This is a genomic window from Ancylobacter sp. TS-1, from assembly GCF_009223885.1.
GTDB lineage: Bacteria > Pseudomonadota > Alphaproteobacteria > Rhizobiales > Xanthobacteraceae > Ancylobacter.
Map to the genome: position 1 here is coordinate 1,179,114 of NZ_CP045144.1, position 18,777 is coordinate 1,197,890.

Annotated in this window: 21 protein-coding genes; 6 read left to right on the forward strand and 15 right to left on the reverse strand. The window is 69.2% G+C overall.

Annotated features, from left to right (window positions below; translation table 11 throughout):
* Positions 1-201: 201 nt before the first annotated feature.
* The 5 genes from GBB76_RS05745 to GBB76_RS05765 all read right to left on the reverse strand — a co-directional run bounded on the left by GBB76_RS05745 (position 202) and on the right by GBB76_RS05765 (position 4,716).
* The gene (locus GBB76_RS05745; RefSeq protein ID WP_152302410.1) at positions 202-1,218 is read right to left on the reverse strand and encodes a GDP-mannose 4,6-dehydratase; all 1,017 of its coding nucleotides are present in this window, start codon (positions 1,216-1,218) and stop codon (positions 202-204) included.
* 107 nt (positions 1,219-1,325) lie between these two features.
* Entirely contained in the window at positions 1,326-2,057 is a 732-nt protein-coding gene (locus GBB76_RS05750) for an ABC transporter ATP-binding protein (RefSeq protein WP_152302411.1), read from the reverse strand.
* Positions 2,054-3,214: an ABC transporter permease gene (locus GBB76_RS05755; RefSeq protein WP_152302412.1), complete on the reverse strand. Its 1,161-nt coding sequence runs from the start codon at positions 3,212-3,214 to the stop codon at positions 2,054-2,056. Before GBB76_RS05755 ends, GBB76_RS05750 begins: the two co-directional genes overlap by 4 nt.
* On the reverse strand, positions 3,211-4,437 hold the full coding sequence (locus GBB76_RS05760; protein ID WP_152302413.1) for an efflux RND transporter periplasmic adaptor subunit: 1,227 nt from the start codon (positions 4,435-4,437) through the stop codon (positions 3,211-3,213). The genes GBB76_RS05755 and GBB76_RS05760 overlap by 4 nt, the downstream gene beginning before the upstream one ends.
* 21 nt (positions 4,438-4,458) lie before the next feature.
* Positions 4,459-4,716, reverse strand: a complete 258-nt coding sequence (locus tag GBB76_RS05765) for a cysteine rich repeat-containing protein (RefSeq protein ID WP_246669051.1) — start codon at positions 4,714-4,716, stop codon at positions 4,459-4,461.
* A gap of 269 nt (positions 4,717-4,985) precedes the next feature.
* On the opposite strand from GBB76_RS05765, the gene GBB76_RS05770 reads away from it, so the two are divergent.
* The 3 genes from GBB76_RS05770 (at position 4,986) to GBB76_RS05780 (ending at position 7,686) form a co-directional block, all read left to right on the forward strand.
* Positions 4,986-5,702 carry a response regulator gene (locus GBB76_RS05770; RefSeq protein ID WP_152302415.1) on the forward strand — a complete coding sequence of 239 codons (717 nt, stop codon included), beginning with the start codon at positions 4,986-4,988 and terminating at the stop codon, positions 5,700-5,702.
* A 9-nt stretch (positions 5,703-5,711) separates the two neighbouring features.
* Positions 5,712-7,028: an ATP-binding protein gene (locus GBB76_RS05775; protein WP_152302416.1), complete on the forward strand. Its 1,317-nt coding sequence runs from the start codon at positions 5,712-5,714 to the stop codon at positions 7,026-7,028.
* A gap of 85 nt (positions 7,029-7,113) precedes the next feature.
* The gene (locus GBB76_RS05780) at positions 7,114-7,686 is read left to right on the forward strand and encodes a hypothetical protein (RefSeq protein WP_152302417.1); all 573 of its coding nucleotides are present in this window, start codon (positions 7,114-7,116) and stop codon (positions 7,684-7,686) included.
* Between the two features lie 73 nt (positions 7,687-7,759).
* Here GBB76_RS05780 and GBB76_RS05785 read toward each other — a convergent pair whose 3' ends face one another.
* The gene (locus tag GBB76_RS05785; protein WP_152302418.1) at positions 7,760-8,413 is read right to left on the reverse strand and encodes an SH3 domain-containing protein; all 654 of its coding nucleotides are present in this window, start codon (positions 8,411-8,413) and stop codon (positions 7,760-7,762) included.
* 209 nt (positions 8,414-8,622) lie between these two features.
* On the opposite strand from GBB76_RS05785, the gene GBB76_RS05790 reads away from it, so the two are divergent.
* Positions 8,623-9,015 carry a RidA family protein gene (locus GBB76_RS05790; protein ID WP_246669052.1) on the forward strand — a complete coding sequence of 131 codons (393 nt, stop codon included), beginning with the start codon at positions 8,623-8,625 and terminating at the stop codon, positions 9,013-9,015.
* A 43-nt stretch (positions 9,016-9,058) separates the two neighbouring features.
* Here GBB76_RS05790 and GBB76_RS05795 read toward each other — a convergent pair whose 3' ends face one another.
* The 8 genes from GBB76_RS05795 to GBB76_RS05830 form a co-directional block, all read right to left on the reverse strand.
* Complete coding sequence (locus tag GBB76_RS05795; protein ID WP_152302419.1) at positions 9,059-9,391, reverse strand: hypothetical protein; 333 nt, start codon at positions 9,389-9,391, stop codon at positions 9,059-9,061.
* A 33-nt stretch (positions 9,392-9,424) separates the two neighbouring features.
* Positions 9,425-10,036 carry a hypothetical protein gene (locus GBB76_RS05800; protein ID WP_152302420.1) on the reverse strand — a complete coding sequence of 204 codons (612 nt, stop codon included), beginning with the start codon at positions 10,034-10,036 and terminating at the stop codon, positions 9,425-9,427.
* A 122-nt stretch (positions 10,037-10,158) separates the two neighbouring features.
* Positions 10,159-10,410, reverse strand: coding sequence for a hypothetical protein (locus GBB76_RS05805; RefSeq protein WP_152302421.1), 252 nt, complete (start codon positions 10,408-10,410; stop codon positions 10,159-10,161).
* A 119-nt stretch (positions 10,411-10,529) separates the two neighbouring features.
* Complete coding sequence (locus tag GBB76_RS05810; RefSeq protein WP_152302422.1) at positions 10,530-11,648, reverse strand: tetratricopeptide repeat protein; 1,119 nt, start codon at positions 11,646-11,648, stop codon at positions 10,530-10,532.
* A 55-nt stretch (positions 11,649-11,703) separates the two neighbouring features.
* On the reverse strand, positions 11,704-12,546 hold the full coding sequence (locus tag GBB76_RS05815) for a formyltransferase family protein (RefSeq protein WP_152302423.1): 843 nt from the start codon (positions 12,544-12,546) through the stop codon (positions 11,704-11,706).
* A 13-nt stretch (positions 12,547-12,559) separates the two neighbouring features.
* The gene (locus tag GBB76_RS05820; protein WP_152302424.1) at positions 12,560-13,639 is read right to left on the reverse strand and encodes an ABC transporter substrate-binding protein; all 1,080 of its coding nucleotides are present in this window, start codon (positions 13,637-13,639) and stop codon (positions 12,560-12,562) included.
* A complete protein-coding gene (locus GBB76_RS05825) occupies positions 13,636-15,696 on the reverse strand; it encodes an MFS transporter (protein ID WP_152302425.1) in 2,061 nt (686 codons plus the stop codon). The genes GBB76_RS05820 and GBB76_RS05825 overlap by 4 nt, the downstream gene beginning before the upstream one ends.
* The gene (locus GBB76_RS05830; RefSeq protein ID WP_152302426.1) at positions 15,693-16,568 is read right to left on the reverse strand and encodes a hypothetical protein; all 876 of its coding nucleotides are present in this window, start codon (positions 16,566-16,568) and stop codon (positions 15,693-15,695) included. The genes GBB76_RS05825 and GBB76_RS05830 overlap by 4 nt, the downstream gene beginning before the upstream one ends.
* Positions 16,569-16,731: 163 nt before the next feature.
* Here GBB76_RS05830 and GBB76_RS05835 point away from each other — a divergent pair, with 163 nt between their 5' ends.
* Both GBB76_RS05835 and GBB76_RS05840 read left to right on the forward strand, forming a co-directional pair.
* On the forward strand, positions 16,732-17,154 hold the full coding sequence (locus GBB76_RS05835) for a DUF6524 family protein (protein WP_152302427.1): 423 nt from the start codon (positions 16,732-16,734) through the stop codon (positions 17,152-17,154).
* A 1-nt stretch (position 17,155) separates the two neighbouring features.
* Positions 17,156-17,587, forward strand: coding sequence for a DUF6524 family protein (locus GBB76_RS05840; RefSeq protein ID WP_152302428.1), 432 nt, complete (start codon positions 17,156-17,158; stop codon positions 17,585-17,587).
* 44 nt (positions 17,588-17,631) lie between these two features.
* On the opposite strand, the gene GBB76_RS05845 is transcribed toward GBB76_RS05840, so the two are convergent.
* On the reverse strand, positions 17,632-18,648 hold the full coding sequence (locus GBB76_RS05845; RefSeq protein ID WP_152302429.1) for a cation diffusion facilitator family transporter: 1,017 nt from the start codon (positions 18,646-18,648) through the stop codon (positions 17,632-17,634).
* Between the last annotated feature and the right edge of the window lie 129 nt (positions 18,649-18,777).

Genomic DNA, 18,777 nt, shown 5'->3' on the forward strand with positions numbered 1-18,777 from the left:
TTAGCCCCACGAAGTTGACAAGACTGTTTCTTTTGGGTAAACTACGAGGTATCTCGTAATATTGCCTGCAACCAGCTTGCAGAGGCTTTCTGTTGTCGTCTGCACGGTCGTGTCGATGGCGAGAACAGCTCCCCCACGGCCGCAGTCCCGGCGCCGCCTCCTCACGAGATCGCCCGCATAAGTCTCGGGCTTTCCGGGGCCCTACTGGCCGCACTCGTCGTAATCGGCCCGCGCCATCATCGCGGCGAGCGCCCGCACATCGACCTTCGGCTCCCAGCCGAGCCTGGCGCGCGCCTTGGCGGCATTGCCGACCAGCAGGTCGACCTCGGCCGGACGGTAGAAGGCGGGATTGACGCGCACGGCGACCTTGCCGCTGCGCCGGTCCACCGCCTGCTCGGTTTCGTCGGCACCCGACCATTCGAGATCGAGCCCGAGCGCCTCGGCGGCGAAGCCGGCGAATTCGCGGATCGAGGTGGTGACGCCGGTGGCGAGCACATAGTCGTCCGCCGATTCCTGCTGGAGCATGCGCCACATGCCCTCGACATAGTCGCCGGCGAAGCCCCAGTCGCGCTTGGCGTTGAGGTTGCCCAGTTCCACCGCCGCATGGTCGCCACGGGCGAATCGCGCGAGGCCGACCGTGATCTTGCGGGTCACGAATTCGGTGCCGCGCAGCGGGCTCTCATGGTTGAACAGGATGCCCGAGGAGGCATGCAGCCCGAAGGATTCGCGGTAGTTCACTGTGATGTGGTGGCCATAGACCTTGGCCACGCCATAGGGCGAGCGCGGGTGGAAGGGCGTCTGCTCGTCCTGCGGCAAGACCCGCACGAGACCGAACATCTCCGAGGTCGAGGCCTGGTAGAAGCGCGTCTGCGGCGTGTAGGTGCGGATGGCGTCGAGCAGGCGCACGACGCCGACGCCGTTGACGTCGGCCACATAGACCGGCTGTTCCCAGGACGAGCCGACGAAGCTCTGGGCCGCGAGGTTGTACACCTCGTCGAACGCATTGCCGCGGATCAGCCGGGTGATGTTGTTGGGCTCGCTGAGATCGAAGTCGACCGTGCGCAGCTCGCGGGCGATGCCGAGCTTCTCGAGCCGCACCATTTCCGGCTGCGAATTGCGGCGGATGGCGCCGGTGACGTCATAGCCCTTCGCGAGCAAAAGCCGCGCGAGATACGCGCCGTCCTGGCCGGTCGCTCCGGTGATCAATGCCCGTTTCACGCCATCGCTTCCATCTTGTCCGGTCGCCCGTTGGTAGCCAACAACAGAGTGCGCGTCCAGTTGAGGCGGGGCCGGTCCCGGCTCTGCCGGAAGGCGCCGGCCACGCCTTATCGTGGCGGGCTGCCGGGATGCAGGCCGGTCGGGGCGTGCCCCTCCGCTGCGAGCCGGCCATCCTCGAAATGGACGACACGGTCGAACAGGTCGGCCGAGCGCGGATCGTGGGTCACCACCGCCACGGCGCCGCCCTGCGTCACGGCGATGCGCCGGAAAAGCTCCATTACCTGCCGTCCACGCACGCTGTCGAGCGCGGCGGTCGGCTCGTCGGCAAGGATCAGCGGCGGCCCGTTGGCGAGCGCCCGCGCCACCGCGACGCGCTGCTGCTCACCGCCCGAGAGCCGCGACGGCAGGTTGTCGGCGCGATGGGAAAGGTCGACGAGCGCGAGCAGGCGGCGCGCATGCGCCTGCGCGTCGCGCGGCGCGACATCAGCCAGTTCGAGGCTGAGCGCGACATTCTCGGTCGCCGACAGGAAGGGAATGAGATTGGCCTTCTGGAAGACGAAGCCGATCCGCCGGCGCCGCAGCGCGCGCAGGCGGTCCATGTCGGCGCCGGGATATGAGACGCGCTCGCCGGCCAGCCACACCTCCCCGGCGCTGGGCGCCTCCAGAAGGCCGGCGAGCATCAGGAAAGTGCTCTTGCCCGAGCCGCTGGGGCCGAAAATGCCGACGAGTTCGCCGACGCCGATGTCGAGCGACACCCCGTCCAGCGCGCGGGTGATTCCGCCCGGGCCGGCATAGTGGCGCGTCAGCCTCCGTACCGACAGCACCGGCACGTCCGTCACGACAGCACCTCGCGGGCGCTCACGCGCGAGGCCCGGGCAATGCCCACCCAGGCCGCCACGGCGCAGATGAGGGCGAGCGCCAGCCCGAGCAGCACCATGTCGGAGCCCTGCATCACGACGCGCCGGGGAAACAGCGGGAAGACCAGACGGGAAAGGCCGAGCGCCAGCCCGAATCCGGCGAGGCCGATCAGCCCGGCCTGCTGGCCGATCATGCCGGCCACCACGCTCTCGCGCGCGCCGATGAGCTTCAGCAGGGCGATCTCGTGCAGCTTCTCGACGGTCATCGTGTAGATGATGAGCGAGACCACGATGGCGGTGATCAGCAGGATCATGCCGGTAAAGGCGAGGATCTGGAGCCGCAGCTTCCACAGCCGCGCGTTCAGCATCAGGTCGCGCTGCTCGGCGAGGGTCAGCACGCGCACGTCGCCCCAGCGCGCCATCGCCGCTGCGACCTCGGCGGGCTCCGCCGACGGCTCCAGCCGGACCAGCACGGCCGCGATCTTGCTGTCCTGCGCCACCGAACTCGCATCGGCGGAGACGGCGACGGCGCCGCGCGCCGCGCGCGCGAGGTGTACCTCCTCCGAGGTGCGACGCTGCGCGATGGCGGTCGCGTCGTTGATGCCGACGAAAAGCAGCCCGTCTCCCGCCGAATCCACCATCTGCCGCGTGAGGCCCACGATCTCATAGACATCGTGGGCGAGCTGTACCCGATCTCCGACCGCAAGGCCCGTGCTCGCATCCGCGACCGCCTCGAAGCGCCCCCCGCCCAGCCAGCGCCCGGCGGCGATCTCGACCCAGCGCCCGTCGTCCCGCGGCATGTCGATGCCGGTGATCGTGGCGCGGCGGGTGGCCCCTGCGAAGGAGAATTGCTGGCTGAACTGGGTGAAGCGGCGGACATCGGCAACGCCCGGCACCCCTTCCACGCGGCGATCCATGTCCGCCGCCACCGCCGAGCCCTCGGCGAAGGGGCCGGCGCGCGCGCCCTGAACCACCCACAGGTCGGCGTCGATGCGCTCGATGATCAGCAGGGCATCCTCCACCACCCCTCGATAGAGGCCCGTCATGCCGATGACCGCAGTCATCAGCAGCGCGACCCCGCAGGCGGTCAGGATGAAACGCGTCGGACTGTGCCGCGCGTCCTTGAGGGCAAGGTTCACGGGCGCGCCTCGGTCGGGCGCGCTTCGGTCGGCCTGACCCGGGCGCGCGGATAGAGTCCGGCCGGTTCGAGGATCACCGCGCCGGCGCCGGGCCCGCTCACGACCTCGACGCGATCCGCGCCACGGGCACCGAGGGTGACGGCACGCCAGCGCGCGCGGTCTCCTTCCAGCACCCAGACGCCGGGCTTCCCGTCTCGACGGGCAAGAAAGGCGTGCGGCACCGTGAGCGCATCCTCGCGCCGCTCCACGGCGATGCGCGCGATGCCGCGCTGGCCCAGCGCCCAGTTTTCCGGCAGCCGGTCGAGCGCGATATCGACCTCGAACTCGCGCGTCTCTTCGTCGACCTGACGCCCGAGCCGCAGGACGCGGCCGGTGACGGGGGCCGCCGAATGGCCGAAGGTCATGCGGGCGGCCTGCCCGGGCCGGACAAGGTCGATCACGCTCTCGTCGAGCCGCGCGGTCAGGACGATCCCGGCGGGATCGACGATGCGGAGCAATTCCTCCCCGGGCGTGAGCATGTCGCCGAGATTGTGCGCCCGCGACACGACCACGCCGCCGATGGGAGCGGTCAGCACGGCATCGGCAAGCTGCGTGCGTGCCACCGTTACGCGGGCGCGGGCGGCGGCGCTCTCCGCCTCGGCCCTCTCGACCGAGCGGTCGGCGTGCGTCAGCTCGGCCTCGGCCTGACGGAGCGCCGCGCGCGTGTCGTCGAGGCCGGCCTGGCTGGTGACGCCGCGTCCGAACAGCGATTGCTGCCGGTCATGGGCGGCCTGCGCCTTGTCGAGAGACGCCGCCGCGCGCCCGCGATCGGCCTCGGCGGCCCGGATCGCCCGCTCGCTCGCCTCGGCACTGGCCTCGGCCGCCGCGACCTCGCCGGCAAGGTCACCAAAGGCCAGACGCGCCAGCACATCGCCCTTCGCCACGACATCGTTGCGGTCGACCGGCAGCTGCTCGATGCGGGCCTGTATCCGGCTGCTCACCGTCGCCTCGGAAAGGGCAGTCAGCGTCCCCGGCCCCTTCAGCTCGACCACCAGCGGGCCCGGGCGCAGGGGCTCCGCCGGCACCGCGTGGGGAAAGCCATAGCGCCAGCCCAGCAGACCGAGCGCCAGCACCGCCAGCGCGACGAGGGCATGGCGAAGGCGCCCCCTGCCCCGCTCGCGCGGTGGCGGCGGCGCCAGCGGGGCAAGCGTGCCAGGCATACCGATGGGCGACTGGACGTTCATCGCGCGTCGCCGGCGTGCGGCTCACTGCGCCTGCGCGGCCTTCGCCGAGGCCAGGGCGTCCTTGCACCCCTGGGAAATCTTGTCCGGGTTGGCGCGGATGCACTGGAGCAGCCGGCCGCCACCCGGCTGGATGCCGGCGCAGACCGAGCGGATGTCGGCCTCGCACGCCGTGCGCAACGCCTGCTGCTGGGAACGGGTCAGGTTCTGCGCGAAGGCGGCACCGGCCATGGTGGCGAAGACGACGACGATGAGGCCACGGATAAGAAGATCACGACGCATGGTAGCGGCTCCGGTTGGAAGGCAGGATGTGCCATGGAGCCCGCCCTTTTGGGGGGCGGTCGGCCAAGCGGGCTCCATGGCACGGGATCAGACGGGTTGGGCACTGATCCCCGTGAAGCCGGGATCGGGTGAAGCTCCGGCGCCACGGACAGGACGATGGCGGGCGCCCATTGCAGCGATGTCTCGGCAGCAGGGAGTTTTGTTACAGTTTGTGTCGGCCGCCGCCCGGCCCCTTGCCGGCGCGACACGGGGCTGCGATGGCGATGGGCATGAGCGTGGAACGACTTCTTCTGGTCGAGGACGACCGCGACATTCGCAGCCTGCTCGTCGATTTTCTCGGCGCCGAGGGCTATGCCGTCGAGGCGGTCGAAAGCGGCGCGGCGATGGACCGTGCCCTGCTGCGCGGCATGCCGGATCTCGTCATCCTCGATGTCATGCTACCGGGCGAGGACGGCCTGTCGATCTGCCGCCGCCTGCGCGCCCGCTCGCGCGTCCCCATCCTCATGCTGACCGCCAAGCATGACGAGATCGACCGCATCGTCGGGCTGGAGATCGGCGCCGACGACTATCTCGGCAAGCCGTTCAATCCGCGCGAACTGCTGGCGCGCATCCGCGCCCTGCTGCGCCGCTCCTCGGGCGCCCTGTCGGCCGGCGTGCCCGAGCGCCGGCGCCGCGGCTTCTGCGGCCTCGTCGTCGATCTCGACGCGCGGATCGCCGAGGATGCCGGCGGCCACCGCATCGGCCTCACCACCGCCGAGTTCGACCTGCTGACCTGTTTCCTCGAACGGCCCGGCCGGGTCCTGTCGCGCGACCAGCTGCTCGACTGGACGCGCCGGCGGGCCGCCGATCCCTTCGACCGCACCATCGACGTCACCGTCTCGCGCCTGCGCGCCAAGCTGGCGCAGTGCCTGCCGGAGAGCGAGCAGCCGATCACCACCGTGCGCAATGTCGGCTACCTGTTCTCCGCCGACGTGCGCGACGCCTGAGGGAACGCCATGCGGCTCGGCCTGCTCGCGCGCATCATCCTCATCGTCGCGGTGGCGCTGTTCGCCATCCAGCTCGCGGTGCTGCTGCTGAACTTCGGCGTTTCCGACGGCCGGGCGCCGGCCGGGGGGGCCTCGCCGGCCTTCTCCCGGCAGGTGGCCTCGCTGGTGAAGCTGGTGGACGAGGCCCCGCCCGCCCTGCGGCCCGCCATATTGGAAGCCTTCAGCGAGACCGGCCGCACGGCGTCGATCGTCCCCGCCCTGCCCGATGGCCTGACGAGGCAGGCAACGCTGATCCGCGTCGAGCGGGCCATCCGCGCCGCCCTCGCCAGCCGGGATCTGGCGGACCGGGGCGTCTGGGTACGGCTCGACGAGAGGGACGGCGACCGCCGGCGCGACACGCTCAGCGTCTTTGTCCGCCTCGCCACCGGCGACTATCTCTGGCTCGATGTCGAGGACCGGGTGACTGTACGCGTGCTGGGCATCCCCATAGGCTTCTTCGCCGGGCTGTTCGGCGTGCTGGTCGCCATTGCCGCGCTGCTGGCGGTGGCGCGCGAGACCCGCCCGCTTTCGCACCTCGCCCGCGAGGTCGACCGGATCGGCGAGAATGGGGATCCCGTGCCGATTCCCGAGCGGGGCGCGCCGGAACTGCGCACGCTGATCCGCGCGGTGAACGCGATGCAGCTTCGCATCGCCGCCCTGCTGCGCAACCGGACGCTCACCCTCGGCGCCATCTCGCACGACCTGCGCACCTATCTGACGCGGCTGCGGCTGCGGGTGGAGATGATGCCGGAAAGCCGCCACAGGGCCGGCGCCGTCGCCGATGTCGAGGCGATGCAGGCTCTGGTCGAGGACACGCTGGATTTCGCGCAGGACGCCTTCTTTTCCGGCGAGGCCAGTTCGACCGATCTCGCCGCGCTGGTGCGCGACTATTGCGAGGGGCACGCCCAGGCCGCCCGGATCGTGGTCGACCTTCCCGCCGGCCCGATCCCGGTGCGGGTCGACGCCAAGTCTCTGCGGCGGATCTGCGTCAATCTGGTCGAGAACGCGCTCGCCTATGCGGACCGGGCCTTCCTGCGGGTGGAGCGTACGGCACAGGGGGTCGATCTCGTGATCGACGATGACGGCCCCGGCATTCCCCCGGAGGAACGCGAGCGCGTGTTCGAGCCGTTCTACCGGCTGGAGGGCTCGCGCAACCGGGAAAGCGGCGGCACCGGGCTTGGGCTGACCATCGTCCGGCGCATCGTCCAGCGCCATGGCGGCGCGGTCGCCCTCGACCGGAGCCCGCTCGGCGGCCTGCGCGTGCGCGTGAGCCTGCCGGCGGGCTGAAACAAATCGACATGCCGGCGTGCAACCGCCGAGACGTGGGCCGCCTAGCCTCGCGCCATCCTCAACGGCAAAAGGATGGAAAACCATGAGCCGAATGACCCTCAAGCATCTGGCCGGCGGCCTCGCCGCCATCGCCATTGTCTCCACTGCCGCCCTGCCTGCCGCCGGGCGCACCTGGGGCCCGGCGGAAGGGCTCACCGAGCCGGCCGAGTCCGCCGGTCCGTTCATGTGCGAACCGGCAATGTCGGACGACGAGGCATGGCCGGCCCTCGACCCTGTCATGGTGCGGCTGTTCGTCGGCGTGCTGCTCTCGGCGCAGGAGACCGCGCTCGGCATTCGCCCGGACCAGCAGGAGGCGTGGCGCGCCTATACGGCGGCGCTGATCGCCTTCCTGCCGACAGGAGAAGGTATCGAACGCTGGGCCGACCCGGAGAAGCGGGCGAAGGCCGGCGCGTTCGATCTGGCGGACGACATGGCCGGCATCGCCCTTGCCCGTGCCTCAAAGGCGCAGGCGCTCAGGGACGCCACCGCGCGCCTGAAGGCCGTGCTCACGCCCGAACAGACCGAGACCGCCCGGCGGATGCAGCAGCGTCTCGTCGAGCGGGTGCTGCATCTGGTCGAATGGCGCCGCGGCATGGACTTCGGCGCACCGCTCTGAAGGGGTCGAACGACAGGGCCGGGAGCATGCTCCCGGCCCTGTTTTTATCGAATCCGGCGTTCCGGGCCGTTCCCTACCAGCGCTGCGCGCTCCGGGTGGCGGTGCACCCCTGCCCGGCCGTGCAGTTGCGCGTCCGCGTGGCGGTGCCCCCGCGCGGCCCGGCCGTGTAGCGCGTGGCCGTGCAACTCCCGTCGGCGCAGCTGCGGGTCTGCGTGGTCGCGCCGCCATAATAGCCGGTGGCGCTGCGTGTCGCCGTGCAGGCCCCGTTGGCGCAGTTCACCTGCCCGCTGCGCGAGGTCACGACCGGCAGGGGCGGCGCGTAGGGGCGATAGACCGGCGGCGGATAGGCCGCCCAGCGCCCGTACCAGGGATAGGCCCTGTAGTAGCTGTCCCAGTAGGTCCGGTTGAACGACACCACCGTGATGCCGATGACCGGGGCGACCGGGGCGGTCAGCACCACGGGCGCCCCGCGATAGATGACCTGTATGTAGCTCGCGGCCACCCAGCCGCGATACGGGCCGAAGCCGATGTCGCACCAGCTGTAGCCGCTGACGCAGCCATGCGTGGTGAAGGTGGCGCCGGCGGGCACGACGGTGACGGCCGGATAGGCGGTCGACGGGCCGGCGCGCAGATTGACGTTCGCGGTCGCGACCGCCGTCGTCGCGGCCGCGCCCGCCGAGGTGCCGGCGACGACCAGCACGGCGGCAAGGATGAGCTTGCGGAGCATTCCGAGGTCCTCATGTGGTGTCCACCTCGCTGACACATCAGGAGGCGGGGTTTTCCGGGGACTTCATGGCTAGCGGCCCGCTGTCGCGTGCCTGTCTCGCCCGCGTTTCAAATTGTGACAGCGGCGCGCGGCCGAAGGCGCGCGGCGGCGTTGACGGCAGGCCGGCGGGATCGGAAATTTCAGGCCAGCCCACAGCCGAGGAGATGCCGATGGCCCAGTTCCACATGATCGCGGGCGCGCCGACGCCGGTCGCCCCGTTCAGCCATGCGGTGGAGGCGGATGGCTGGGTCTTCGTGACCGGCCAGATGCCGACCTGGCCCGACGACGATTCCCGCCCTCTCCCGGAGGGCGCGGAGGCGCAGACCCGCCGCGTGATGGACAATCTCGTGCTGGTTCTGGCCGGGATCGGCCTCGACCTGTCGCATGTGGTGCAGGCGCGGGTGTTCTTGACCGAGTTCAAGCGCGACTACGCCGCCATGAACGCCGCCTACGCGTCCTATTTCCCGGCCGACCGCCGGCCGGCACGCACCTGCGTCGGCGTCACGGGACTCGCCCGCGACGCGCTGGTGGAAATCGACTTCATCGCCCACCGCCCGGGGTGAGACGGCACGCGGCGCGGTGCCGGCGTGCCAAGCTGCGCCGGGCTCAGATCTTGACGTCCGGGCTGGTCGCCGTGCCGGTCGGGGGCGTCTCGGGGGCGGAAGTCGCCGGCGCATCGGTCGCCGCGCCCGCGTCGGGCTTCTGCTTGCGGATGACGATGTCGCCGTTCTCCTGCACCTCGGGCATGGCGTAGGGGATGTAGCTCTTCACGAAGTCGATCGCCTCGGACGCCGCCTCGGAGAGCGACTTCTCGATGCGGTCGAAGGTGCTGGGCGGCTCCGTCGACTGACCGGACGGCTGGGCGAGAGCGCCGGGCGCGGCTGCCATCAGCATCGATCCGGCAAGGACGGCCGCCGTCAGGCGATGGGCGATGTTCATGGCCATTCTCCTCATAGGGCGGTCTTGACCGCCTTAGTTGATCTTGAGCACCACGCGCTCGGAGCGCCGGCGCAGGAAGCCCACGATCAGCAACAACACCAGGAATATCCAGAAGTTCAGCCGGTTGGCGAGCCAGCCGGCATAGAAGAACAGATAGACCGTCGCCCAGGCGCCCCAGACGACGATCACCACATTGCGCAGGCCATGCGCGAAAGCGCGGCGCGTGCGGTATTTGAGCACGGGCACGTAGAAGACGAGGCCGGCCAGCAGCAGCACGGCAAGACCCGCCAGACTCGGCAGCCTGCCCGAGAACGGCCAGACCAGAATGGCCGACAGGTCGTAGGCGAGCGGATTGGCGGGGCCCGCGAGGAACTGGCCGAAGCTCATGTCCCACGGCCCGCCACGGCGGAAAATCTCGCCCGGGTCGAGCAGCGCCCAACGGACATTGGCGTGTATCACGATGGCGCCCGCGCACACGCCGATGGCGATGGCGATCAGTTCGACATAGGGCGTGGCGGGGAGCTGGCAGTCCTGCGCCGCGTTGATCGCGCGGCACGAGGCGGCAAGCAGCGCGAACGGAAACACGGCGAGGGCCGTTGCCTGCACCGCGAGGGCGATTGCCGTCAGCGCCAGATCGCTTCCCATGGCCCGCTCGCAACTTCCCCTTCGACAGCCCGCGCCAGCATGCCGGATTCATCCCCTCCGCGCCATCCCGGCGCGCGCGATACGCACTGCCCGGGGTGTCGCATCGTGGTCGCCGGAGCCTCTCAGAGCCGGCAATCCTTCGACTCACCCTGCCCCGGACCGGCGCAGTTGCCGGGCATGGACAGTGCCGGCTCCTGCGGATCGAAGGTGCGCTCGACGATGTCGCTGGCCTTGAGCACCATCCAGATCAGCACCAGTAGCAGGATGATCGCCGACAGGCCGATGACGAGGAAGCGGGCACGGTAGAGGATGAGGACCACGGCGATCGCAAGCGGAAGCAGGACGAAGCCGATGACGAACAGCGTCTCTAGCATCCCGAGGCGACCCCAAACGGCCACGACCCCGCCGCGACCCACCCTTTCTCCTTAAGGCGCCCGCCCCGCGAAAGGAAGGCCGCAGGACACGTCACATCCGGCCCATTACGTCCGGCCCGTCACTGCACCGCCGTCGCCGGCAGGTCCTTGACGCCGTAGTCCTTCGACTTGTCGAAATAGGCCTGCGAGACCGGATCGAGCTTCAGCGCCTTCTCCGCCTGCGCGGCGGCGTCTTCCTTGCGGCCGGCACGCTCGTAGAGGCCGGCGAGCTTCGCGTGCAGTTGCGCGTCGTCCGGGTTGATCAGCACCGCCGCCTCGTACTGGAGGATGGCGTCGTCGACGAGGCCCTGCTCGTCCAGCATCTTGCCCCAGGCGGTGCGGGTGATCAGGTAGTTGGGATGCTGGCGCACCGCGCGGGCGAAGAAGGCGTCGGCGCGGGCATAGTCCTTCTTGCCGGCGTAGATGATGCCCAGATTGATCAGCGGATAAAGGAAATCCGGCTGCTGGTAGAGCGCCGCGTCGAGCAGGCGGATCGCCTCGGCATATTCCGCCTCGCGCTGCTCGGGAGTCAGGGTGGTGTCGCGCTCGGCGCGCAGCATGTGGGTGCGCCCGAGCAGGCCATAGGCCAGGAAGTGCTGCTCGGCCGGCTGCTTCTCCAGGAACATGGCGATGGACGCCCGGGTCTTGGGGAAGTCGAACTGCTTGGCCTCAAGCTCGTTGCGGCGGTGATAGAGCGCGATCACATAGGGGTTGATGAATTCGAGGATCTGGATCGCGCCTTCGTGCAGCAGCCCGTCGATGTCGTCGACCTTGCCGCGCACCACGATCAGCTTGACCGGCTCGTCTTCCTTCTTGGTGTAGACGCGGATGACGAGCTGCGTTTCCTCGCGCTGCTCGGTGATCTCGCCATTGATGTAGTACTTGATCAGGCCGAGCACGTTGCGCGTGCCGTTGATCAGCAGGCCGACCTCGAAATAGTCCTCGAAGGCGGAAATGCCCTTCTCGACACCGCCTTCGTCGATGTTGATGGCCTGAAGCTCCGAGGCGGCGGCGACGCTGAGTTCGCGCAGCTCATCGGTCAGGATGCGGGTCGCCACCGTCGAGGTATAGCCGCTCCACTCGCGGACCTCAGGCACATAGACCTTCTCGATCACGATGTCCTCGCCGACGAACAGCGCCGCCACGAACACCATCGCAGCCGCCACCGCCGGCAAAGTGAATATGCCGAAATCCAGCATCTAAGCCCCCGCCTCGAATCCCGCGGCCCTCATGCGCCGCGGCCGAAAAACCGTCTCACACGTCATCGGAAACTCCCGGAAGATCTTCGGAAATTCCGAAGCGGCCGAGAAGTTCCCGGTATTCTTGCACCTTGATAAGCGACAGACCGGCGGCTCGGAACGCGTCGAACTCTGCCGGCGTCGGATATGTATTCGACTTTACCTTGGATTGTCCTTGCGGAACAGACGGCACCGCCCGCCCCCCGATCAGGTTTTCGACGAGTTCGTTAATCAGCCGGTTGCCCAGCAGATGGCTGTCGAGATTGTGGGCGAAGGCCGAGCGGCCCGGGCGGATCGGCACCGCGCCCTCGGCGATCAGCGGGCCGCTGTCGATGCCGGCATCGATGTGGTGCAGCGAGCAGCCGAGCGATTCCTCGCCGGCCAACATCGAGAAAAAATGCGGATAGAGCCCGGCATAGTCCGGCAGGCTCCCGGGATGCACATTGACCACGCCGTGCCGCGCGACGTCGAAGAGATGGCGCGGGATGAGAAAGCTGAACCGCGCCGAGACGATGAGGTCGGGCACGAACTCCTCAACCGCCGCCACGAAGGCGGGATCGTCGAGACCGCGCGCCACCGACAGGTCGACGCCGTGATGCGCCGAAAGCTGCGCGGGCGTCATCAGCTCGCCCGCATGCCCCGGCGCGCCGTCGAGCTTCGGAAACAGCATGCCGAAGGGCAGGTCGCGCTCGAAATGCTTCATGCGCGCCAGTTCCGGCACGTCCAGTTCCACCGGCCGCGTGCGCTCGGCCAGCACCACCCGCAGCCGGCAGTCGGGCAGCGGCGCCAGCCGCGCCAGAAGGTCGTTCAGCAACACGGTGGCGGTCAGGTCGCGCTTGCTGAGGATGAGTATCCTCATAAGAGGCCCCTCCTCATGGCGCGGCGCCGGCGGCAGCCGCGTCCGCCGGCGGTTTGCCGGTCTTGATCGCCTCGATGGCGTTCAGCATCAGCAGCGGCGGGTAGAGGTTGAGCTTGTGGGCGACCTCCATGTTGACGATCAGCGAGAAGCGGCTGAGCGCCTCGACCGGAATGTCCTGCGGCTTGCGGCCCTCGACGAGAATCTGCTCGGCGCGCGTGCCGGTCAGCTGGCCGACCGTGTAGTAGCGGCTGACCAGTCCGAGCAGCGCGTCGGCCTCCACCACCGGCACCTCGCCGGCCGCCGCCACCGGCAGGCCGCGCTCGACCGCCGCGCGGGTGAATATCCCGCGATTGTTGAGGATGAAGGAGCTGGAGCCGATATAGATCAGGTCGACCTTCGCGTCGGCGAGCTGCTGCACCACCTCGGGCAGGCTGGCGGCGATCGGCTTGCCGGCGGCGTCCCGGGGCACCGGCCGCGCCACCACCTCGAAGCCCATCTCGTCGGCGAGCGCCCGCACCCTCTGCACCGAGGAGACGGCGTTCACCTCGTCCTCGTTGTAGGCGATGCCGACGCGGCGGAACGGCAGATAGGAACGGATCGCCCGCAGCTGGGTCTCCTCCGGCACGATGACCAGCGTGCCGGTGACGTTGCGCCCGGGCCGGTCGAGGCTCTCCACCACGCGCGCCGCGACCGGGTCGGTGACGATCATGAACAGGACCGGGATGTCGTGGAGGTAGCGGGCCGGATCGGCATTGTCGTACTCGCCGACCATGCCGAGCGTCGCGGTCGTGCCCCAGGTGACGACTAGGTCGACCTTGAGCGCCCGCGCCTCCGCCACGAGGTCCGGGAACTTGAGGTTCAGCGTGCCGGCCTGACGGATCAGGTACTGCACCGGCACGCCACGGAACGACAGGTAGTCCTGAAAGCCCCGGCAGGCATCCTCGCAGCCGCGCCACAGCACCATCATCACCTTGAAGGGCTCGCGCCGGGTCTCCTGCGCGCTCACGCCGCCGGCCGCGAGCGCCAGAAGGGCGAGCGCGAGGACGAGCCTCAGGCCGGCCGTGCATAGGCGCGAGGTGCCCCGTCCGCTCATGGTGCCGCCGCCTTCCGCGTGGAGCGCTGGGCCAGCAGCAGGATGGGCGCACACAGCGCGATCATGCCGCCGATGACCATCAGGCTTGCCGTGTAGCCGAAGCGCACGGCGACCGCCGCGACCAGAATCGGCCCGATCACGCTGCCGATGCGCTCCAGCGTGCGCAGGGCGCCGAGTACGGTGGTCTGGCCGACGCGGGCGATCTCGTCGGCGCAGATCTCCGGCACCAGCGCGATCTGCGGCGAAATCGAGATGGCGTGCGCCACGGCTACCGCCACCACGGCGGCGGCGACGCCGTAGGCGTCCGCCCGCACCGCCAGCAGGAACATGGCGAGGCCCGACAGCAGCGTGCCGACGATCACCAGCGACCAGCTGTAGCCGCGCTCGTCAGCCATGCGGCTGACCCACGGCCCCAGCAGCACGATGACCAGCGAATACAGGATCATGACGCGCGCCGTCTCGGCCTCCGAGACATTCAGCCCGGCAAGATAGAGCGGCACGGCATAGAACAGGAAGCCGGTCAGCACGATCTTGTTGGGAATGGCGGCGAACAGCACCAGCGCCAGGAACCGGGGATTGCGCAATGCGATGCCCAGATCCGACAGCTTCACACGGCGGGCCTGTTCGGCCGGCATGCCGCCCGCCATCATGCGCAGGGCCAGCACGCCGGCGATCAGCGCCAGCACGGCGGCGCAGACGAACACCACCCGATAGCCGAGCCGGTCGGCGATGATGCCGCCAATGGCGGTGCCGCAGATGCTCGCCGACATGAGCACGGTGACGAAAACCGAGACGCCCCGCGTGCGCTCGTCCTTGTCCGTCACCTGCACGATGAAGCCCTGCGCGGCGATGGTGCACATGCCGTAGCCGATCGCGCCCGCAGCGCGCGCGGCGACCAGCTCCAGCACGCTATGGGCGGCGGCGGCGGCGAGGAAGCCGACGATGGCGACCATCAGGCCGGCGATAAAGATGCGGCGCGGGCCGTAGCGGTCGGACCAGGAGCCGGAAATCGGCGTCGAGAGCGCCAGCGTCGCCATATAGACCGAGATAGGTACGCTGATGAGCAGTTGCGGCGACAGCCAGGAGATATTGGCGTCGAGCGAGGCGATGTAGAGCGGCAGGAAGGACTTCTGAAGCTCCTCCGCCATGACGAAGACGAACAGCGGCAGGCGCACATCGGTGACGGCGGCGCGGATGCCGAAGCTGTCGATCGGCCCCTCGGTCAGGCCGAAGCGCGCACCGATCGCCGCCACCTGCTCGCGCAGCGCCGGCAGGTCCGTCGTGCGGGCGGCAAGGCGGCGGTAGCGTTCGTTGAGCCCCTGCACCAGGCTGTTGAAATGCCGTACCACCCGGCCGATGCCGTCATTGGCGCGGTAAGCGATGCGCCGGTGCAGGTTGCCCTGCCCGCCCGCCTCCACCGCCTCGATAAGCTGGTTCAGCGGGCGCAATGTGCGCCCGGTCAGCAGCACCACCGCCATCTCGAAAGCGAGGAACAGCGCTACCAGCAGCACGATGAACACGTCCTGCGCCAGTTCCTCGAACTGGCGGTCGACAAAACGCGAATCGAGGCTCACCGCGATCACCGCCGCCGTCGTGCCGTCGGGCCCCTCGGCGCGGCCGAGCACCATCTGGCGGCCCTTCTCCCACACGATCTCGCGGTCGATGCTGCCGGGCGCGAAACTCGCCACCGGCTCTTTCAGTTCCTCGGCGATGTCCCCGCTGTCCGCGCCGGCCGCGAACTGCAAACGCCCCTGCGGGTCGAGCACGGCGGCGTAGGCGAGTTCCTCGTGGGTCGCGAGCAACTGATCGAGATAGGCCGGCACGCCGACCATCCGGTCGAGCGGAATGCCGAAGCCCAGCGCCCGCTCGACATCCTGCGTCGCGAGTTCGGCGACGATATCCGCCTTCTGGGTGATTTCCGGCGACAGGACGTCCTTGAACAGACGGTGCGTGCGCAGCGACAGCAGGGTCGCCGCCGCCAGCGCCAGGGTGAGCGTGATGATGAGGATGCGCGTGCGCAGACGCGCCATGTCGCTTGCCGCTACCGCCTCGCTCATGGCCGATCCTCCCCGGCCGGGGCTGGCACTGGGTCGGCCGCCACGGGCGCCGGCGCGGCGCCCAGTTCCTGCTCGACGCCGGCGAGTTCGATCTCGGCCGCAGCCACCGCCTGCCGGAAGGCGATGATCGGAGCCTGCAATTCCGCCGGTACGCGTGTCTCGGCCGGGCTTTGCGCCGTCGGATCCAGAGCGTCCGTCAGGCCGCGCAGCGTGCGCCGCATGCCGCGCGTCGCCAGCAGCGCCAGCGCCACGGCCAGCACCGCGAAGATCGCGAAGACGCCGAACGCGGTCATCAGCAGCTCGTCGCGCATCTGCGCCATGCGGGCGCGGGCCTGCGTCGTGGAGTGAACGATGGCGATGCCGCCCAATCCCTTGAGGAAGCTGGAATCGAGCCGGATACCGGCAATCGCCGGGTCGTCGTCGTCAATGTGCCAGGTGGGCTTGAGCGAATGCGCCTGCGCCTCGAGCCAGGCCGGCGGGGTCGGCTTGCCGGCGAGGTCCGGCGAGGTCGAGTAGAGGATGCGCCCGCTCGCCGTATCGAACAGCGAGATGCTCTCGATATGGGGGTAGCGGGTCTTGGCCTGCTCCAGAATCGCGGGCGCGGCGTGCAGGCCCTTCAGCTCAAGCCCGAGATTGAGCAGCACCTCAATGGAATCGCGGGTCCACGTCGTCACCAGCGCGACCCGCCGGTCGGAAAGCTCGGTATAGGTTGTGAGGAATTTCGAGTAGTTCAGCAGCGTCGCCAGCGCCAGCACGAAGGCCAGCGACACCAGCAGCGACAGCGTAACGAAGGTCGTGGCGTGCAGCGAGGCTCGCAGCGAACGAACGAACGAGCCCGGACTGGCCGGGCGGCTAGGCGCGCTGTTCGGCACGTCGGCCCCATGGTGGACGCGGGCCCGCGACCGCTTATACTGGATTCGCGGGCGGGAATTGCGAGAGCCAATGTTTAGCCCAACTCTTTCGAAATGCCAGCGAATGGACGCATTTACGTCACCCTCGTCTGGCCGCGCGCGGACCGCGGAGATCGCCTGAACCATGCATGAGTTCGGACCGGTAGACCTTCTGGCCCGCCTGCTCTCCGGCCTGGCGCTGGTGCTCGGCACCTACAATCCCTACGCCATGTCCTATTTCCACTGGATCACCGAGCATTCCGGCAATGTCTCGGCCAAGATTCTGGTCGGCGTGCTGCTGCTGATTCTCCATGTGGTGGCGATCCTCTCCAGCATGCGCTCGCTGGGCCTGATCGGTATCGGCCTGCTCACCGCCACCTTCGCCTCGGGCGCCTGGGTGCTGATCGAGAACGGCCTGCTTCATGTCGAGGACCCGCGGGTGTTCACCTTCACACTTCTGGTGATCCTCGCCTGCGTCTACGCGTCCGGCCTGTCCTGGTCGCATCTGCGCAACCGCCTCAGCGGCCAGGTCGACTCCACCGATGTGACGTTCAACTCGCCGGTGTGAGATGGCACGGCTGGACATCAACCCGCCGGTCGACTTCGTCCGCCTGTTCGCGCGGCGCGGGCTCATGGCAACCACGCTGGTGTTCGCCACCTACAATCCCAGCGGCTATTCCTATTTCCACTGGGTCACGCAGGGCGGCGAGCTGACGACCTTCCAGTTCTTCGTCGGCGTCGGGCTGTTCACCTGCCTCGTCGCCTTCGGCCGCATGGCGTTCCTGACCATCGGCTATTTCGGCGTCACCGCCCTGTCGCTGCTGGTCATCATGTCGCTCATCGCCGGCGTCGGCCTCGGCTTCTTCGCCTTCGACGACGTGCACATCACGACCTATTTCGTGCTGTTCTGGATCGCGCTGGTGATCGGCGTCGGCACCAGCTGGTCGTTCGTGCAGAAGCGCATTTCGGGCGAGCGCGACGTGCTGCGCACGCCGCCCTGATCCTGCGGGTCGTGCGCCTCAGCCGCGCGCCCCAGTTGCGCGCCTCAGTGGCCGGCGGTCACGAAGAGCGGCGGCGTGCCCTCGGGATGCTCGTCCGGCCCCTCGGTCTCGATGGTCACGTGATCGATGCCGAAGCGCTCGGCCATGCGCGCGCGGACGCTGGCCTTCACCTCGCGGGCGCTGGCGCCCTCGGCCAGCACGAGATGCAGCGAGGCCAGCAGGCGCTCGCCGGTCAGGCCCCAGACGTGGAAATGATGCACACCGGCGACGCCCTCGATGGTGAGGAGTTCGTCGGACACCGCCGTGCCCTGCATCTCGTCCGGCACGCCCTCCATGAGAATGTTGAACGAGGAGGCGATCAGCGACCAGGCGCTGCGCAGGATGAGCAGGCTCACGAAGACCGACAGGATCGGGTCGATCGGCATCCAGCCGGTGGCGAGGATGACGAGCGCGGCCGAGATCGCCGCCACCGAGCCGAGCAGGTCGCCCACCACATGCAGCAGCGCGCCGCGCATGTTGACGTTGCGCCGGTCGCCGCCGCGCAGCACCAGCACGCCGCCGACATTCACCAGCAGGCCGATGACGGCGACGATGAGCATCGGTCCGCCCAGCACCTCGACCGGCTCGGCGAAACGCTCGATCGCCTCGTAGACCACCCAGATGGCAATGAGGAACAGCGTCGCGCCATTGGCCAGCGCCGCCAGCACCTGGAAGCGGTGATAGCCGAAGGTGCGGCGCTCGTCGCTCGGCCGCCGGCTCAGCCGGAACGCCATCCAGGAGAGAAACAGCGCGATGGTGTCGGAGAGCATGTGCCCGGCATCGGCGATCAGCGCCAGAGACCCGGAAAGCCAGCCGCCCGTCGCCTGCGCGATCATGTAGCCGCCGGTGAAGATCATCACCCAGAAGACGCGCATCTGGCTGTCGTCGGTCACGGCGATGCCGTGGTCGTGGCCGTCGCCGGCCCCATGGCCGCCCTTGCCGCCGGAGGCGTGCGCGCCCGGCGGGTGGGCGTGAGGCTCATGGTCGTGCGGCGGGTGCGCCGGCTCGGCGGAGGCGTTCATCGGGATGTCCGTCTGGGCTGGCGCGGGCGGGTTGGGAAAACGTTATGCGGCAGGGGCGTGACGCGGGCGTGTCGGCCCCGGCCTCCATGCCGGACCCGATGCACAGGCCCGGCCGGCAGCACGTGGCCA

What these genes read in the sequence shown, in the direction of transcription:
- GBB76_RS05760 (WP_152302413.1), bottom strand. Translation starts at nt 4,437, where the DNA reads ATGAACGTCCAGTCGCCCATCGGTATGCCTGGCACGCTTGCCCCGCTG.
- GBB76_RS05765 (WP_246669051.1), bottom strand. Translation starts at nt 4,716, where the DNA reads ATGCGTCGTGATCTTCTTATCCGTGGCCTCATCGTCGTCGTCTTCGCC.
- GBB76_RS05770 (WP_152302415.1), top strand. Translation starts at nt 4,986, where the DNA reads ATGAGCGTGGAACGACTTCTTCTGGTCGAGGACGACCGCGACATTCGC.
- GBB76_RS05775 (WP_152302416.1), top strand. Translation starts at nt 5,712, where the DNA reads ATGCGGCTCGGCCTGCTCGCGCGCATCATCCTCATCGTCGCGGTGGCG.
- GBB76_RS05780 (WP_152302417.1), top strand. Translation starts at nt 7,114, where the DNA reads ATGAGCCGAATGACCCTCAAGCATCTGGCCGGCGGCCTCGCCGCCATC.
- GBB76_RS05785 (WP_152302418.1), bottom strand. Translation starts at nt 8,413, where the DNA reads ATGCTCCGCAAGCTCATCCTTGCCGCCGTGCTGGTCGTCGCCGGCACC.
- GBB76_RS05790 (WP_246669052.1), top strand. Translation starts at nt 8,623, where the DNA reads ATGGCCCAGTTCCACATGATCGCGGGCGCGCCGACGCCGGTCGCCCCG.
- GBB76_RS05795 (WP_152302419.1), bottom strand. Translation starts at nt 9,391, where the DNA reads ATGAACATCGCCCATCGCCTGACGGCGGCCGTCCTTGCCGGATCGATG.
- GBB76_RS05800 (WP_152302420.1), bottom strand. Translation starts at nt 10,036, where the DNA reads ATGGGAAGCGATCTGGCGCTGACGGCAATCGCCCTCGCGGTGCAGGCA.
- GBB76_RS05805 (WP_152302421.1), bottom strand. Translation starts at nt 10,410, where the DNA reads ATGCTAGAGACGCTGTTCGTCATCGGCTTCGTCCTGCTTCCGCTTGCG.
- GBB76_RS05810 (WP_152302422.1), bottom strand. Translation starts at nt 11,648, where the DNA reads ATGCTGGATTTCGGCATATTCACTTTGCCGGCGGTGGCGGCTGCGATG.
- GBB76_RS05815 (WP_152302423.1), bottom strand. Translation starts at nt 12,546, where the DNA reads ATGAGGATACTCATCCTCAGCAAGCGCGACCTGACCGCCACCGTGTTG.
- GBB76_RS05820 (WP_152302424.1), bottom strand. Translation starts at nt 13,639, where the DNA reads ATGAGCGGACGGGGCACCTCGCGCCTATGCACGGCCGGCCTGAGGCTC.
- GBB76_RS05825 (WP_152302425.1), bottom strand. Translation starts at nt 15,696, where the DNA reads ATGAGCGAGGCGGTAGCGGCAAGCGACATGGCGCGTCTGCGCACGCGC.
- GBB76_RS05835 (WP_152302427.1), top strand. Translation starts at nt 16,732, where the DNA reads ATGCATGAGTTCGGACCGGTAGACCTTCTGGCCCGCCTGCTCTCCGGC.
- GBB76_RS05840 (WP_152302428.1), top strand. Translation starts at nt 17,156, where the DNA reads ATGGCACGGCTGGACATCAACCCGCCGGTCGACTTCGTCCGCCTGTTC.
- GBB76_RS05845 (WP_152302429.1), bottom strand. Translation starts at nt 18,648, where the DNA reads ATGAACGCCTCCGCCGAGCCGGCGCACCCGCCGCACGACCATGAGCCT.